This is a genomic window from uncultured Stenotrophomonas sp. (genome assembly GCF_963519125.1).
GTDB lineage: Bacteria > Pseudomonadota > Gammaproteobacteria > Xanthomonadales > Xanthomonadaceae > Stenotrophomonas.
In genome coordinates, this window is the sequence record NZ_CAUQLJ010000008.1 from 52,225 (window position 1) to 66,656 (window position 14,432).

Genomic DNA, 14,432 nt, shown 5'->3' on the forward strand with positions numbered 1-14,432 from the left:
CATGCGTTCCCTGTCGTTGTTCCTGTTGTTGCTGTTCGTTGGTTCGCCCGCACTGGCGCAGACCCCATTGGAAGGCACCGCGATCTCCGACCGCGCCGACCTGCCGCATGCCACCGGCTTCGTCTCGCGCGCCGACAGCGCCGACCACCTGCTCAATGCGATCGGGACGCGCGCGCGCCAGGCCGTGGTGATCAGCCCGAAGGCCCACAAGAAAAAGGTGTCCGGCAGCTTCGACCTGGCCCGCCCGTTCGATGTGCTGGCCAAGGTCACCGCCGAGCTGGGCCTGGTCTGGTACAGCGACAGCACCTCGATCTACGTGTACGACGCCAGCGAGCAGAAGAACGCGGTCGGCCGCCTGCGCTCGACCTCGGTGGCCACGCTGGCCGACTTCCTGCGCAAGGCGCGGCTGTCGGACGCGCGCTATCCGGTGCGCGGCGGTGGCGCGGACGGCACCTTCTACGTGGCCGGTCCGCCGGTGTACGTGGACATCGTCCTCAATGCCGCGCGCTACCTCGACGACCTGTACGAAGGCGCCGACGCCAGCCCGCACCATGTGGAAGTGCTCACGCTGGAGCACAGCTTCGTCAATGGTCGTCGCTTCGGCCTGCGCACCGCCGAAACCTCACTGCCGGGCATGGCCGACGTACTGGCCAGCGTGCTGCAGCTCGGCGACTTCGGCGCCGTGGTCAAGCAGCCACCGCTGCCGGTCGATCCGGCCGCCATCACCGGGGAGCTGCTGCCCGCCACCCCGGCGCCGGCTGCGGACACGCAGCGGGTCGGCAGCGTGCCGGTGGGGCCGTCGCCGGCGGTGATCATGGCCTACGCCGAAACCAACAGCCTGATCGTGCGCGGCACCCTGGCACAGATCGAACAGGTCAAACGCCTGGTCGGTGAACTGGACGTGCCGCGCAAGCAGATCGAACTGTCGTTGTGGATCATCGACATCCGCAAGACCCAGCTCGACCGCCTTGGCGTCACCTGGAGCGGCGGCATCAACGTCGGCAACCGGCTGAAGATCGGCATCAACCAGGCCGGTTCGGTCAGCACCCTGGACGGCACCCGTTTCCTGGCCTCGGTACAGGCCATGGCCAGCAAGGGCGACGCGCACATCGTCTCGCGTCCGGTGCTGCTGACCCAGGAAAACATCCCGGCGTACTTCGACAGCAACCAGACCTTCTACGCGCAGCTGGTGGGCGAGCGCGCCACCTCGCTGGAGCCGGTGACCTACGGCACGCTGATCAGCGTCCGGCCCCGCATTTCCAGCAGCAACGAAGTGGAAATGCAGCTGAAGATCGAAGACGGCGCCGCCGACACCAGCCGCCTGGTGGACACCCTGCCACTGGTCAACCGCACCGTGATCGATACCGTGGCGCGCGTACCGCACCCGCTCAGCCTGCTGGTGGGCGGCTACACCCGCAGCCAGACCGATGTCGGCTACAGCGGCATTCCGGGCCTGCGACGCATTCCCGGCGTGGGCAAGCTGTTCGGCCAGGACAGCCAGTCGGCCGAGAACCTGGTGCGCGTGTTCCTGATCCAGCCGCGCCTGCTCACCGGCAGTGACCCGGTCGACCCGTACCGCATGCCGGAGGTCTATGGCCCCGGCGTGGGCGACGCCGTGCACGACACGTTCCGCGCACTGCACCCGGCCTTCAACGCTGTGGAGGGCGCGCATGGCACTGCCGGCCATTAACCGACCGCAGACCGCGCCGCTGCCGATCACGCCGCGCCAGGTCGCGGCGCCGGGCGACCGTGACGATGCATCGCGCGACATCACGTCCGCGTCGGGTAAACCGTCGCGGCCGGGCATGCTCAGCACCGCGTTGTCCATGCAGGACGACCTGGGCGCGCTGGTGGCCTCGCTGCAGCGCCGGCGCGACGGCCAGCAGACCAGCGGCAGCAGCGAATCGCAGGCCTGGATCGACCATGTGCTGGACGACGAGGTCCACGGCAAGGTCGGCAACCTGCGCGCGCTGCTCGACGGCATGCGCAGCCCGGTGCAGCTGCTTGCCCTGCTCAAACAGTTGTTCCCGGATCCCAGCGACATGCTGGCGGTGCTGCGTTCGCTGCTGGCCGATGACGAAATCGATGAAGCCCGCGAGCTGCTGCAGCAGGCCATGGAGCAGCTGCTGGCCGAGCAGGCGGCGTTGGGGCAGGGCGCCGCCCTGCGCGGCGGCGTGAATGTCGCGGTCAAGGCGCGCCTGGCCGCACGTGCGAGCCAGTTCTCCGCGCGTGCCCTGCGCCAGAGCTATCGCGATTTCATCGGCAACCACCAGGACTGCGTGGGCGAATACGCCGGCTGGATCGCGCTGTATGGCTTCGAGCGGCGCGCTCAGGTGGTCGACTTCATGGAGCAGGCGCTGGGCGCGGACATGTATTCGCTCGACCCCAGTGCCTCGCACCTGGAGTTCGGCCGCCTGCTGCGCCAGGTGCGCAACCTGGCGGTGCTGCGCTCCACCGACCAGCTGCTGGTCCAGGAGGCTACCCGCGACCGCCTGCTGGCCCGGTTGTCCACCACCGCCGAAGCGGTGATCGGCGGCCTGCTCGACGTGGTGCGTGGCCTGCAGGACTGGGCCGGGTTGTTTGCCGGCCCACTGGCCGATGCGCGCGTGGCGTTGTCGGCGCCGGAGCGCGCGCGGCTTATGCAAGCGTTGCGGCGCGCGCTGGGCGGCCTGCCCGACGCCGTGTGGAGCGATGACGTGGCGCGCGAACGCGCGGTGCAGTCCCTGGAGGTCATGGTGGTGGAAAGCATGAAACGCGAACGCTGGCAGGCCAGCCATGCCGCAGGGGTGAGCGTATGAGCAGCGTGACCAACCCGTCCGCCACCGGCTTTGCCGCCCGCGCGCGCGGCGTGCTGCGCCCGGAGCTGGCGCTGGTGGTGCTGATGGCAGTGATCGTGGCGATGCTGATCATCCCGCTGCCGACCTTCCTCGTCGACCTGCTGATCGGCCTGAACATGGCCGTGGCGATCGTGATCTTCCTGAGCTCGTTCTATGTCGAACGCATCCTCAGTTTCTCCACGTTCCCTTCGGTGCTGCTGTTCACCACGCTGATGCGTCTGGCGCTGTCGGTCAGCACCAGCCGCCTGATCCTGCTCGACGCGGACGCCGGCCAGGTGATCAGCGCGTTCGGCGATTTCGTGGTCGGCGACAACCTCGTGGTCGGTGCGGTGATCTTCGCGATCATCACCCTGGTCCAGTTCATCGTCATCACCAAGGGCTCCGAGCGTATCGGTGAAGTGGTCGCGCGCTTCTCGCTGGACGGCATGCCCGGCAAGCAGATGAGCATCGACGCCGACCTGCGCGCCGAAGCCATCACCTCTGAAGAAGCGCAACGCCGCCGTCGCGACGTGGAGCGCGAAAGCCAGCTGTACGGTTCCTACGATGGCGCCATGAAGTTCGTGAAGGGCGACGCCATCGCCGGCATCGTCATCGTGTTCGTCAACCTGTTCGGCGGCATCGCCGTCGGCATGCTGCAGCATGGCATGGCGTTCTCGCAGGCGCTCAACACCTTCACCCTGCTGACCATCGGCGACGGCCTGGTCGCGCAGATCCCCGCGCTGCTGATCTGCATCAGCGCTGGCTTCATCGTCACCCGGGTCAGCGGCGAGAGCAACAACCTGGGGGCGAACATCCTGGGCGAGCTGTTCAACAGCAACCTGGTGCTGGGCACCGGTGCGGTGCTGGTGTTGCTGCTGGGCCTGCTGCCGGGCTTCCCGCTGCCGGTGTTCGCCGGCCTGGCGGTCGGCCTGGCCGCGATGCTGGCGTGGCGCCTGCGCCGTGGCGCCACCGCTGACGGCGATGCCGGTGCAGGTGCAGGGTCCGGCGCCGCCGGCGCGCCGGCCGGGCAGGGCGACAGCGCCGCTGCGCGCCTGACCAGCGAAACCCTGCCGCTGATCCTGCTGATGCCGCCGCCGCTGCATGAAGCGGGGGTGGCGGGGCAGTGGGAAGAACAGCTGCGCCACGACGCCTTCATCAACACGGGCATGCAGCTGGCGCCGCTGGTGCTGCGCAGCCATGAACCGGCGAAAGAGCACGAGGTGAAGGTGCTGATCAATGAGATACCGGCCGCCAGTGCGCACGTGGTGGGCGGGCATGTCCGGGTATGGGGAAGGCAGGACGAGCTGGAGGCGCTGGACATGGGTCTGGTGGTGCCGCACGAAGGCGGCAATGCGCGCTGGGTGCTGGCCGAGGCCCACCAGGATGTGCGCGCGCTGGGCTGCGAGGTCTCCAGCGACTACGAGGAGCTGCGCCGGCTGGTACACGGCGCGGTGCTGCGCAACGTCGGGGAACTGTTCGGCATCCAGGAGGCCAAGCATGTACTGGACGCGCTGGAGAAGCGCTTCCCGGAGCTGGTCAAGGAAACCTACCGGCACATGCCGATCCAGCGCGTGGCCGAAGTGCTGCAGCGCCTGCTCCGCGAAGACGTGTCCATCCGCAACATGAAGGTTGTACTGGAAACGCTGGCGCAGTGGGGCCAGCGCGAGAAGGACGTGATCCTGCTGGTAGAGCACGTGCGCGGCGCGCTGTCGCGCTACATCTCTGCGCGCTTCGCCCGCGACGGGCGCATCCCCGCCATCCTGGTCTCCAGCCCGGTCGAAGACCAGATCCGCGCCGGCATCCGCCAGAGCCAGGGCGCGGCCTACCTCAACCTCGAACCGGCCGAAGCGGGCGAACTGATGGACCGCTTCGCCCTGCATGTCGGCGACATCACCGCGCGCCGCCCCGACGTGGTGCTGATGGTGGCGCCGGACATCCGCCGCTTCGTCAAACGCTTCATAGAAAACCGCCTACCCGCGACCCCGGTGCTCTCGTTTGCCGAGATCTCCGACACGGTCACCCTTGATGTGATGAGGAGCATATGACCTCCCTGCTGGATACCCTCAACGCCGCCCTCCAGGAGCTGGGCTGCGACCCGTCGCGCTTCCAGTTCGACACACATTCCTCCGTGGTGATGGGCTTTGCCGACGTGGGCGAGCTGTTGCTCGACCCGGTTGACGACATGGTCTACCTGTGGGGCCGGCTGGACACATCGCCCGCCGAGCGCTTCAGCAATCGCGCCGATGAACTGCTGGCCGCGCTGTCGTCGCCGGCGGCGCATTTCGCCAACGGATGCCTGGCCCTGCGCCAGCTCGACGAAGGCTGCCTGGTCGGCGGTGCGCTGCAGCCTGACTGCCGCCACGAGTCCAGCCTGCTGGCGTCGGCGATCGAAGGCTTCCACGCCCGCGTACTCGAACTGCAGGCGCTGCTGCGGTGACAGCTGCCGTGCCCTGCTGGCGGCCCTGTGCCACTCCGTTGGCGATGCGCGCAGGCGAACTGCGCGTGCCGCTGGCCGACGTGGCCGTGGGCGAACACTGCCACGTGCGCCGTTCGGCCTGCGACGACCGCGTGCTGACCCACGGCGTGGTCACCCGGGTCGACCACGGCGTGGCCACCCTGGCGCTGATCGGTGCGCCGGTGCGCCTGGCCGCCGACGTGGTGGTGGCGGCGACGGGGCAGCCGTTGCAGGTCTCACTGGGTACGCATCTGCTGGGCTGCGTACTGGACGGGTTCGGCGATGTAGTGGAACGGCTGCGCGAGGGCGACCCGGTGGACACGCCGGGCGTACCCGCGGCGGTGCATGCCGCGCCGCTGGACTACCGCCAGCGGCGCGCGATCCAGGTGCCGTTCGCCACCGGCATCCGAGCGCTGGACGCATTGCTGACCGTGGGCGAGGGCCAGCGCATGGGCGTTTTCGCCGCCGCCGGCTGCGGCAAGACGACGCTCGTGGAAATGCTGCTCGGCCATGCGGACTGCGACGTGCGCGTAGTGGCGCTGGTAGGCGAACGCGGGCGTGAAGTGGCCTCGTTCGTCGACGCCATCCGCCAGGGGCCAGCCGCCGCGCGCACCATCATCGTGCAGGCGACCTCCGATTCGTCGCCAGCCACGCGGGTCAACGCCGCCATGGTCGCCACCCGCGTTGCCGAGTATTTCCGCGACCAGGGCAGCCGTGTGCTGCTGGTCATGGACTCGGCCACCCGCTATGCACGCGCGTTGCGCGACGTGGCGCTGTCGGCCGGTGAACCGCCCGCGCGGCGTGGCTTCCCGGCCTCGGTGTTCGAAGCGCTGCCGCGCCTGGTCGAACGCCCGGGCAATGCGCGCAGTGGCAGCATCACCGCCTTCTACACGGTGCTGCTCGAAGACGACGCCGATCCCGATCCGGTCGGCGAAGAGGTCAAGTCGCTGCTGGACGGGCATGTGTACCTCAGCCCACGCCTGGCGCAGCGCGGTCATTTCCCGGCCATCGACGTGCTGCGAAGCGCCAGCCGGCTGTATCCGCAGCTGGCCAGCGAACGCCAGGCGGCCGCGGCCACCCGCGTGCGTGCGGTCATGGGTCGGCTCGACGACCTGCAGCTGCTGCGCGACATCGGCGAGTACCGGCCCGGTGTGCAGCCCGAACAGGACGACGCCATCGCGCGCGAACCCCGGCTGTTGGCGTTCCTGCGCCAGCCGCTGCACGAACCGGTGGCGCTGGACGCCGCGCTGGAGGCCCTCGATGCGCTCGCCCGCTGACCCCGCCCGCCTGGCCACGCTGCTGGAACACCGCGCGCAGCGCCTGCGTTGCGACGCGCAGGACCAGGCCACGCAGGCCGAGCGACACGACCGCGAGGCGCACAGCCTGCGCAGCGCGGCCGACGAACGCCTGCAGCAGGCGCAGCTTGGCGAAGAGCCCGGCCTGGACCGGCAGCGCCTGTTCGAGCGCCTGCGCGGCGTCGCCATTGCGCGCGCGCACGTCCTGGAGTGCGAACTGCGTGCGGGGCACCTCCGGGAACAGGCGGCCGATGCCCGCGAACAGGAACAGCAGCTGCACCAGGCCGCCGCTGGCAACCAATCACGCGCCCGCCGGCTTCAGGCGGTCGGCGCGCACCTCGACCAGCACCACCGCAAGGCACGCCTGCGTCGCCAGGACCGCCAGATCCAAGAGGAATACACATGTCGCTGACCATTCAAGACGCGCAGGCCGCGATGACCGCAGTGGGCCCGGTGCAGCCGGTGCCGCTGAGCGAGCGCGTGCAGGCACGCCAGCCGCAGGCTCGCCCGTCGGAGGCGTTCGAGACCACGCTGGCGGATGTCAGCCCGCTGGAGCTGGAACTTCCGCCGACCCCTGACGACGCCGCCGCCGCCGTTGCGCGTGCGGTCATGACCCGGCGCGACGACAGCGACCGCACCACCGCAGGTGCGCATGCAGGCGCGCCGCTGGCGGCTGGCGCCCTGCCCACGGTGACGTTGCCCGAGCCGGTGTCCATGCTGGACACGCCGGCGCCGGCGCCGGCGCCGCGTTCGCGGACGCGCGTCGATGTGCAGACAGCCCATCAGCCGGTGGTGCCGGGCGCCGTGCCGGGTACCGAAAGCGCTACGGCACCATTGGCGCGTGGTTCCGCTACGCCCGGGTCGCAGCCGACGCGTGGAGCGTCTCCCGATTCTGCCGCGCCTGCCGCGCCTGCCGCGCCCGCCGCGCCAACGGCCGGTTCTGCGATTGCGTCCGTTACTGTTGCGCCGCCCTCCACGCCGGCCGGTAGTGTCGTGCAGGTTGAAGCAGGCAGCGACGCAGCAGCGGCTGCGGTGCAGGCGTCGCGCCAGGCGCTGCAGCCAGCGCGCATGCACGGCGCGGCGCCGCCAGGGCATCGGTCGCTGCGTCCGCGCCCGCAGCCTGCAATCATCCGGTGCCCGCTCCGGCGCAGGTTGCAGGGGCAAAGCCGGGCCAGGCAGGCGCGCCGGCAGGGGCGCAATCGCCGTCCGACGACCCGGCAATGCGTGGCGACACCGTCGCGGCGTCGGTGGCGATCCCCGCACCCGTGTCGACCGCGCCGCAGTCGGAGACCGGGCCGGACGCCCAGTCGCTGGCCGAAGCGCGCCGCGCCGACGCCAATGTCGGTACCCGCCAGCAGGTGCGGGCAGTGCGCCAAGCCGAGGCCCTCCAGTCCGCCATGGTCCAGCGTGCAGAAGCGGCCAGCCAGATCCAGGTGTCCTTCAGCAGCTGGGGCGCCGGGCACTCCGTCACCGCGCGGCTGGACGGTGGTCGCCTGCACATGCAGCCTTCGTCGTCGCGCGTGGGGCAGGCGCTGTCTTCGGCGACGGCCCCGGCCGGGGTTGAACTGCAGATCGCCGTGGACAACACCGATACCGCCACCGACGAGCGTCGCGGCGACCAGGGCCAGGCATGAACACACTGCGCTGGCCCTTCCCGGCCCTGACCCCTGCCGCTGTTGCGCAGGCCTCCACCATCGCTGCCTGCGCACGCGCGGGCATCACCCCGACGTGGCAGCCGCTGCCGGCGCGCGGCGCCGTGCTGCGTTTCGACGTCAGCGGCCACGCCGGCGACCTGCGCCTGGTGGTGCCGGCAGAACAGTGGTGTCCGGCGATGTTGCCGGCGATGGCCGGATTCGCCTGGTCCGAACTGGTCGACCGCAACGCGGTGGCCTGCTGGTTGCCGGACCAGCCCCTGCTCGACATTTCCGCCGCAGCGTTCCATGGCGCGGCCATCACCCTGCGCGACGTGGTCCCGGTGACCGCGCTGGCATTGGCCAGCGGCCCGCAGCCCTGCCTGGACACTGCGCAGGGGCCGGCCTGGATCGAACGCGCCGACTGCGCCGCCGGCACCGGTCTGACGCCGGCCATGCAGGCGCTGCGCCTGCCGGTGGAGCTGGGTATCGCGCGCCTGCGCGTGTCGCTGCATCGCCTGCGCACCCTGCCGCCGGGTGCCGTGCTGCTGCTCGATCAGCTGCACCCGGTCGCGCGCTACGCGCAACGCCGCCTGTACTCCTTCGATTTCACCCTTGAGACCATTTCCGTGAATACACCCTTCGATTTCCTCGACGACGACGACGGCGGTACCGACATCGCTGCCGCCTCCGCCACCGCTGCGGCCACCGCCGACGCGGCACACGGCATCGACATCCGACGCCTGCCGGTTGCCGTCGACGTGGTGCTGTGCCAGCTGCAGCATGCCGTTGGCGAGCTTGACCGGTTGCAGCCCGGCACCGTGTTCAATCTTCCCGACGATGCCTGGAAGCACCTGCAGCTGCGCGTCAATGGCCAGCTGATCGCCCGCGGCGAGCTGGTCCAGGTGGGCGACCAGCTGGGCGTGCAACTGGCGCAGGCGCCCGTGCTGACATGAACTTCGTCAATAACGACATCTCGCTGATCGCGGTCATGTCGATGGCCGCGATGCTTCCGTTCCTGATCGCGGCCGGTACCTGCTACCTCAAGTTCTCGGTGGTGTTCGTGCTGCTGCGCAATGGTCTGGGCCTGCAGCAGGTGCCCTCGAACATGGTGCTCAACGCGCTGGCGCTGATGCTGGCCTTCTATGTGATGCAGCCGATCGTGCAGAACATGTACGACGCCTACCTCGCGCTGGACGCGCCGCTCGACTCGGTCGCCGCCGTGGTCACCTTCCTGGATAGCAGCCTCGACGGCTACAAGGTCTACCTGGCCACGTATTCCGATCCGGAGCTGCTGAAGTTCTTCGAACGCGCGCGGCATGTCGAACCCGGCATGCCGGTGCCCGAGCTGGAGCCGCACGAGCGTTCGCTGTTCGCGCTGATGCCCACCTATGCGCTGAGCGAGCTGAAGGACGCCTTCCGCATCGGCTTCTACCTGTACCTGCCGTTCGTGGTGATCGACCTGGTGGTCTCCAGCGTGCTGCTGTCGCTGGGCATGATGATGATGAGCCCGGTGACCATCTCCGCGCCGATCAAGCTGATCCTGTTCGTGGCAATGGACGGCTGGAGCCTGCTCTCGCAGGGTCTGGTCCGCCAGTATCTCGACGTGCCGATGTAGCCATGGACGCGATCATGTTCATGGGCAACAAGAGCCTGATGCTGATCCTGCTGCTGTCGGCCGCACCGGTCGCGGTAGCGACCATCGTCGGCCTGGCCATCGGCCTGTTCCAGACCGTCACCCAGTTGCAGGAGCAGACCCTTCCTTACGGAGCCAAGCTGCTGGCGGTCATCGCCTGCCTGCTGGTGCTGATGACCTGGATGAGCGCGCGCATGCTGGATTTCGCCCGGCTGGCGCTGCACACCGCGTTGAACGGGTAGGGCCATGCAGCTATCCGCGCTGGATACCGAACTGGTCGCACTGGCCCGTGACCACGGCCTGCCGGCGCTGCTGGGCATGGCCCGGATCGGCGCCTGCCTGGTCTGGATCCCGTACCTGTCGCCGGGCGTGATGCCGGCCAAGATGACCCGTTCGGTGATCGCGGTGATGGTGGTGATCGGCCTGTGGCCGTCCACCGCCGGCGCTATCATCCCGCCGGACATCCTGTCCATGGCCGGCGGGGTCCTGCGCGAAGTGCTGATCGGTACAGCGATCGGCCTGGTGGTGGCGCTGCCGTTCCACATCTTCCACGGCATGGGCGCGATCGTCGACAACCAGCGCGGCGCCGGCATCGGCGCCATGCTCGACCCCGTCAGCGGCATGGAAGCCACCGAACTGTCCAACCTGCTGCAGTTGATGAGCGTGGTGGTGTTCCTGGCCACCGACGGCATGATCGTCCTGCTCGAAGTCCTGCAGGACAGCTACCAGCTGATACCCATGGGCAGCGGCTTCAGCCTGGACCTGGCGCGCCTGCAGTCGTTCGCCGCCACCCTGCTGGCCGGCGCGGTGCGCATGGCGCTGCCGGTGCTGCTGCTGCTGTTCCTGGTCGAAGTCCTGCTCGGCACGCTCTCGCGGTTCTCCCAGCAGATGAACCCGTTCTCGCTGTCGCTGGCGATCAAGTCCTTCATCGCCTTCATCGCGCTGCTGTTCTACCTGATGCCCACCATCACCACCCAGGTGCCGCTGATCCGCGACAGCACCGACGCGCTGCAGCTGCTGCTGGAGCTGCCGAAGTGAAGACCGAGAAGCCGACACCGCACCGCCTGCTCAAGGAATCGAAGAAGGGCAAGAGCTACGTCAGCCGCGACCTGGCCGGACTGGCGGTGCTGGTGGCTGGACTCGTCGCCCTGGCCACCCTGACCTCCACCCAGGCCCTGCACGGCTTCTATCGCGGCATGGCGGTGCGCGGTTTCAGCCTGAGCCCGGCCGAGGCGGCGTGGCAGGCCACCCAGGCCTTCCTGTGGATCGCCGTGCCGGTGGGCGCTGCAGCGATCATCGCGGCGGTGCTGATCTCGCTGGTGCAGAGCCGGGGCGTGATCGCGGCAGAAGCGGTGCGCATCGACCTGGCTAGGGTCAATCCGATCTCCGGCTTCAAGAACCTGTTCTCGCTCAAGACCGTCAAGGGCGTGATCAGCGCCACCCTGTACCTGCTGGCCGGACTGGTGTTCGTGGTGCTGGCCTGGAACCTGTTCGCGCCCAGTCTGTTCGCCCAGGTGCAGATGCCCGACAAGGCCGCCGGTGCGCTGTGGCACAGCGTGGGCTGGCGCAGTACCGCGCTGTTGCTGGCCGTGCTTTCGCCGATCGTGTTTGCCGCCGCCTTCATCGAGTATCGGCTGTACATCCGCGAGATGCGCATGGAGAAGCACGAGGTCAAGCAGGAGCATAAGGACCACAACGGCAATCCCGAAATCAAGCAGCGCCGCCGCCAGATCGGCGAAGAGCTGTCTGCCCAGACCCAGGCCGACATTGCGGGCTCCTCGCTGATCCTGGCCAATCCAACGCATATCGCGGTGGGAATCTTCATCCACCCGGACTACCCGGGCCTGCAGTTCGTCTCCCTGCGCGAGCGTGGCAACCGCGCACGCAAGGTCATCGCGCTGGCTGAAAAGTGGGGCGTCCCCGTCGTTCGCGACATTCCGGTCGCCCGTGCCGTGTTCTTCAAGACGCGCCGCTACCAGTTCGTCCCAGCCGACCTCACGGCTCCGATCACCCGGATCCTGCTGTGGTTGAAGGACATCGAACGCAACAACGCACCGCCGCCACCAGATTCCGATCACGACGGCGAAACCGCGCCGGAATCGACGCCCTCGCTTGACGGTACCCCTCCGCGCCCACCCGCGGAATGAGGGAAACCCGAAAGTCCCCCCTCCGCATCCCCGCCAGACTGTGCATGTCCTGCAGCGCCGTCGGCCCACACCCGGTAACCCACCATGACCCAAGCCCACGACGCCCCCACCGATTCCCAGACCCAACAGGCCCAGCTCGATGAGCTGGCCCAGTTGTTGTTCGAAGGCGCCCAGAGCGGTGCCGCGATCAAGGATCTGAAAGGGGTCAGCGATGACCTGCTGGAAAGCGTCTACGCCTACGCGCACCGTTTCTATACCGACGGTCGCCTGGACGAAGCCGAAACGTTCTTCCGCTTCCTGTACCTGTACGACTTCTACAACGGCGACTACGCGCTCGGCCTGGCCGCGGTGCTGCAGATGAAGAAGGACTACGCCAAGGCCATCGACATGTATGCGCTGGCCTACGCACTGCTCAAGGGCGACGAACGGCCGATGCTGCATGTCGGCCAGTGCCACCTGGCCATGGGCAAGTTGACCCTGGCCAGGGGCTGCTTCGAAACCGTGCAGCTGCGTTCCACCGATCCGGACCTGCTGGCGCGGGCCAAGGTCTACCTGCAGGCGCTGGCCGGTACCGGCACCGCCCCTCCCGATTCCACAGAGGACACCGATTCCGCATGATCATCACCGCTTCCGCCAGCCATACGCCGCTGGCCTTCACCGGCAAGACCGCCGCCCGCGACGACGCGCCCTCCATCGCCGCCGGATTTGGCGCTGCCCCGCTGCAGCAGGTTGAAGCCATCGACCGCAAGGTGCTGGAGCTGTTGGCCAAGGCCGCAGGTGACAGCACCAGTATCGCCGCCGAGGCGGAAGCACCCAACCCGAATGCGCCGGCACTGCGCAGGGCCGACATGCAGCGCCTGGTGCGCGCCGCCATGCAGGCTCAACTCCAGGCCACCGGCGCCACCCCGCCGCGGATGACCCCGGAAGCGGCCATGACCCTGCTGGCCATGCAGCTCAGCGAGCTGGTCACCACCGAAAATACCCGCAGCCTGTCCTCGCAGCTGGAGCTGGTGAAGCAGCGCCTGGCCCAGCGCGCCGCGAGCGCGCAGGAGCTGGCCGAGGCCATCCGCCTGGCCCAGGAGGTGGTGGATTCCGCGATGGTCGACATGGGCGCCGCCGAAGGTGAGCTGCTGGCCGCTGCCGAAGCGCTGAAAGAAGCCGAAGCGGAAGTGAAGCGCCTGGAAAAGGCGCTGGCCGAAGCCCTGCCGGAAGACATGGACGCCATCCGCGCCCAGTTGGAGGCGGCCAAGGGCAAGGCCGCGGATGCGCAGGGGAGGGTGGACGCTGGCATCGTCACGCTGGTGCAGGCTTCCAAGGCGCTCGAAAAGGCCTTGGGCGATCTTGAAGACTTCAAAAGCCAGGCAGACAAGCTGGATCCGAATGGCAGCGTCAGTGCGCGGGGTGACGACAAGGCCTTCACAAACGCGGCCAAACTGGGCGAGCTGCTGGCCATCCTGCAGGAAATCATTGGCAAAGCAAATGATGCGAAGCTCGCTGCCGACACCAAGCTGGTCCAGGAAATCCTGAAACTGCGCGAAGCTGAAAACCTCCGCCGCTCCCAGGAGTACCAGGACGAACTGGCCAAGGCCGAAGCCGCACAGAAGAAGATGGGCTGCATCGGCAAGATCATCGGCTGGGTGGTCACCGTAGTGGCCGTGGTGGCAGCGCCGTTCACTGGCGGCGCCAGCATGGTTCTGGCCGGGGTCGGCCTGGCGTTGGCCATTGGCGAAGAACTTGGCCTGGACATCATGGGCAAGATCATGGAACCCATCATGAAACTGGTGATGGAACTGGTGAAGGCAGTGGGCAACGTGATGGGTGACGTGCTGACCGCGTTGGGCGTCTCGTCCGCGTTCGTCGACAAGATCAAGGACGTGCTTGGCGTGATTGTCGTGGCTGCCCTGATCATTGCGGCAGTGGTGCTCACCAAGCGCGTGGCCGGCAACGTGGCCGTGCAGCAGCTGGCCAAGGCGGTTACCCGCGCGGTGTCCGAGGCCATCAGCAAGGCGCTGCCGCAGATGCTCAAGGCCATCGCCCGCTCGGTCGGGCAGGCCGGCGACGACATCGCCAAGGCCATCACCAAGACCGTCAGCAAGGTCACCGGAAGCAGCACGGAAACGCTGGCGGTACGTTCGGGCCAGGCCATGAAGGCGTCGCACGCGATGCAGTTCGCCAACCAGACCAGCCAGGGCATCGGCGCGATCGTGATCGCGGACATGTACATCGATGCCGCCAAGCTGCAGAAGGAAATGGAAGTCGGCCTGGTCGACACCGCCATCTTCCGCGAGCTGCTGCAGAAGATCCTCGAGTACTTCATGCAGACCAACAACCTGGTGGCCGACCTGTTCCGGCAGATGACCGACGTGCAGGCCTCGGAGGACGAGACCAGTCACTTCATCACCGCCCGCGTCGGCCGCGCCGCCGCCTGACACCCCTGATTCAACGAGCCAAG

The 14,432-nt window shown here is 68.3% G+C and carries 15 protein-coding genes; 14 read left to right on the forward strand and 1 reads right to left on the reverse strand.

All coding sequences use genetic code 11. The annotated features are described in order from the left end of the window. Position 1: 1 nt before the first annotated feature. The 6 genes from sctC to RYM47_RS08585 are packed head-to-tail and all read left to right on the forward strand — an operon-like array spanning position 2 to position 6,978. Positions 2–1,690, forward strand: a complete 1,689-nt coding sequence (gene sctC, locus RYM47_RS08560) for a type III secretion system outer membrane ring subunit SctC (protein WP_315387203.1) — start codon at positions 2–4, stop codon at positions 1,688–1,690. Beyond that, positions 1,671–2,798 (forward strand): type III secretion system gatekeeper subunit SctW, encoded by a 1,128-nt coding sequence (sctW, locus tag RYM47_RS08565; RefSeq protein WP_315387204.1) that lies wholly within the window; start codon positions 1,671–1,673, stop codon positions 2,796–2,798. Before sctC ends, sctW begins: the two co-directional genes overlap by 20 nt. Beyond that, positions 2,795–4,861: an EscV/YscV/HrcV family type III secretion system export apparatus protein gene (locus RYM47_RS08570; protein WP_315387205.1), complete on the forward strand. Its 2,067-nt coding sequence runs from the start codon at positions 2,795–2,797 to the stop codon at positions 4,859–4,861. The genes sctW and RYM47_RS08570 overlap by 4 nt, the downstream gene beginning before the upstream one ends. Further along, the gene (locus RYM47_RS08575; protein WP_315387207.1) at positions 4,858–5,253 is read left to right on the forward strand and encodes a hypothetical protein; all 396 of its coding nucleotides are present in this window, start codon (positions 4,858–4,860) and stop codon (positions 5,251–5,253) included. The genes RYM47_RS08570 and RYM47_RS08575 overlap by 4 nt, the downstream gene beginning before the upstream one ends. Positions 5,254–5,297: 44 nt before the next feature. Further along, on the forward strand, positions 5,298–6,548 hold the full coding sequence (locus RYM47_RS08580; protein ID WP_315387208.1) for a FliI/YscN family ATPase: 1,251 nt from the start codon (positions 5,298–5,300) through the stop codon (positions 6,546–6,548). Further along, positions 6,532–6,978, forward strand: coding sequence for a hypothetical protein (locus RYM47_RS08585; protein WP_315387209.1), 447 nt, complete (start codon positions 6,532–6,534; stop codon positions 6,976–6,978). The genes RYM47_RS08580 and RYM47_RS08585 overlap by 17 nt, the downstream gene beginning before the upstream one ends. Positions 6,979–6,982: 4 nt before the next feature. Here the strand turns inward: RYM47_RS08585 and RYM47_RS08590 are convergent, their stop codons facing one another. Further along, positions 6,983–7,282 carry a hypothetical protein gene (locus RYM47_RS08590; RefSeq protein ID WP_315387210.1) on the reverse strand — a complete coding sequence of 100 codons (300 nt, stop codon included), beginning with the start codon at positions 7,280–7,282 and terminating at the stop codon, positions 6,983–6,985. 504 nt (positions 7,283–7,786) lie between these two features. Here RYM47_RS08590 and RYM47_RS08595 point away from each other — a divergent pair. The 8 genes from RYM47_RS08595 to sctE all read left to right on the forward strand — a co-directional run bounded on the left by RYM47_RS08595 (position 7,787) and on the right by sctE (position 14,409). Continuing rightward, positions 7,787–8,200 carry a hypothetical protein gene (locus tag RYM47_RS08595; protein ID WP_315387211.1) on the forward strand — a complete coding sequence of 138 codons (414 nt, stop codon included), beginning with the start codon at positions 7,787–7,789 and terminating at the stop codon, positions 8,198–8,200. Further along, a complete protein-coding gene (locus RYM47_RS08600; RefSeq protein WP_315387212.1) occupies positions 8,197–9,153 on the forward strand; it encodes a FliM/FliN family flagellar motor switch protein in 957 nt (318 codons plus the stop codon). The genes RYM47_RS08595 and RYM47_RS08600 overlap by 4 nt, the downstream gene beginning before the upstream one ends. Then, positions 9,150–9,815 carry an EscR/YscR/HrcR family type III secretion system export apparatus protein gene (locus tag RYM47_RS08605; protein WP_315387214.1) on the forward strand — a complete coding sequence of 222 codons (666 nt, stop codon included), beginning with the start codon at positions 9,150–9,152 and terminating at the stop codon, positions 9,813–9,815. The genes RYM47_RS08600 and RYM47_RS08605 overlap by 4 nt, the downstream gene beginning before the upstream one ends. A gap of 2 nt (positions 9,816–9,817) precedes the next feature. Beyond that, entirely contained in the window at positions 9,818–10,075 is a 258-nt protein-coding gene (gene sctS / locus RYM47_RS08610; RefSeq protein WP_315387215.1) for a type III secretion system export apparatus subunit SctS, read from the forward strand. 4 nt (positions 10,076–10,079) lie between these two features. Then, on the forward strand, positions 10,080–10,871 hold the full coding sequence (gene sctT, locus RYM47_RS08615) for a type III secretion system export apparatus subunit SctT (protein ID WP_315387216.1): 792 nt from the start codon (positions 10,080–10,082) through the stop codon (positions 10,869–10,871). Then, a complete protein-coding gene (locus RYM47_RS08620; protein WP_315387217.1) occupies positions 10,868–11,980 on the forward strand; it encodes an EscU/YscU/HrcU family type III secretion system export apparatus switch protein in 1,113 nt (370 codons plus the stop codon). The genes sctT and RYM47_RS08620 overlap by 4 nt, the downstream gene beginning before the upstream one ends. An 84-nt stretch (positions 11,981–12,064) precedes the next feature. Then, positions 12,065–12,598, forward strand: coding sequence for a SycD/LcrH family type III secretion system chaperone (locus tag RYM47_RS08625; protein ID WP_315387218.1), 534 nt, complete (start codon positions 12,065–12,067; stop codon positions 12,596–12,598). After that, a complete protein-coding gene (gene sctE / locus RYM47_RS08630) occupies positions 12,595–14,409 on the forward strand; it encodes a type III secretion system translocon subunit SctE (RefSeq protein ID WP_315387219.1) in 1,815 nt (604 codons plus the stop codon). Before RYM47_RS08625 ends, sctE begins: the two co-directional genes overlap by 4 nt. Positions 14,410–14,432 lie beyond the last annotated feature (23 nt).

What these genes read in the sequence shown, in the direction of transcription:
- RYM47_RS08575 (WP_315387207.1), top strand. Translation starts at nt 4,858, where the DNA reads ATGACCTCCCTGCTGGATACCCTCAACGCCGCCCTCCAGGAGCTGGGC.
- RYM47_RS08595 (WP_315387211.1), top strand. Translation starts at nt 7,787, where the DNA reads ATGCGTGGCGACACCGTCGCGGCGTCGGTGGCGATCCCCGCACCCGTG.
- RYM47_RS08625 (WP_315387218.1), top strand. Translation starts at nt 12,065, where the DNA reads ATGACCCAAGCCCACGACGCCCCCACCGATTCCCAGACCCAACAGGCC.
- RYM47_RS08605 (WP_315387214.1), top strand. Translation starts at nt 9,150, where the DNA reads ATGAACTTCGTCAATAACGACATCTCGCTGATCGCGGTCATGTCGATG.
- RYM47_RS08580 (WP_315387208.1), top strand. Translation starts at nt 5,298, where the DNA reads ATGCGCGCAGGCGAACTGCGCGTGCCGCTGGCCGACGTGGCCGTGGGC.
- RYM47_RS08600 (WP_315387212.1), top strand. Translation starts at nt 8,197, where the DNA reads ATGAACACACTGCGCTGGCCCTTCCCGGCCCTGACCCCTGCCGCTGTT.
- sctT (WP_315387216.1), top strand. Translation starts at nt 10,080, where the DNA reads ATGCAGCTATCCGCGCTGGATACCGAACTGGTCGCACTGGCCCGTGAC.
- sctW (WP_315387204.1), top strand. Translation starts at nt 1,671, where the DNA reads ATGGCACTGCCGGCCATTAACCGACCGCAGACCGCGCCGCTGCCGATC.
- RYM47_RS08570 (WP_315387205.1), top strand. Translation starts at nt 2,795, where the DNA reads ATGAGCAGCGTGACCAACCCGTCCGCCACCGGCTTTGCCGCCCGCGCG.
- RYM47_RS08590 (WP_315387210.1), bottom strand. Translation starts at nt 7,282, where the DNA reads ATGGACACCGGCTCGGGCAACGTCACCGTGGGCAGGGCGCCAGCCGCC.
- sctE (WP_315387219.1), top strand. Translation starts at nt 12,595, where the DNA reads ATGATCATCACCGCTTCCGCCAGCCATACGCCGCTGGCCTTCACCGGC.
- RYM47_RS08585 (WP_315387209.1), top strand. Translation starts at nt 6,532, where the DNA reads ATGCGCTCGCCCGCTGACCCCGCCCGCCTGGCCACGCTGCTGGAACAC.
- sctC (WP_315387203.1), top strand. Translation starts at nt 2, where the DNA reads ATGCGTTCCCTGTCGTTGTTCCTGTTGTTGCTGTTCGTTGGTTCGCCC.
- sctS (WP_315387215.1), top strand. Translation starts at nt 9,818, where the DNA reads ATGGACGCGATCATGTTCATGGGCAACAAGAGCCTGATGCTGATCCTG.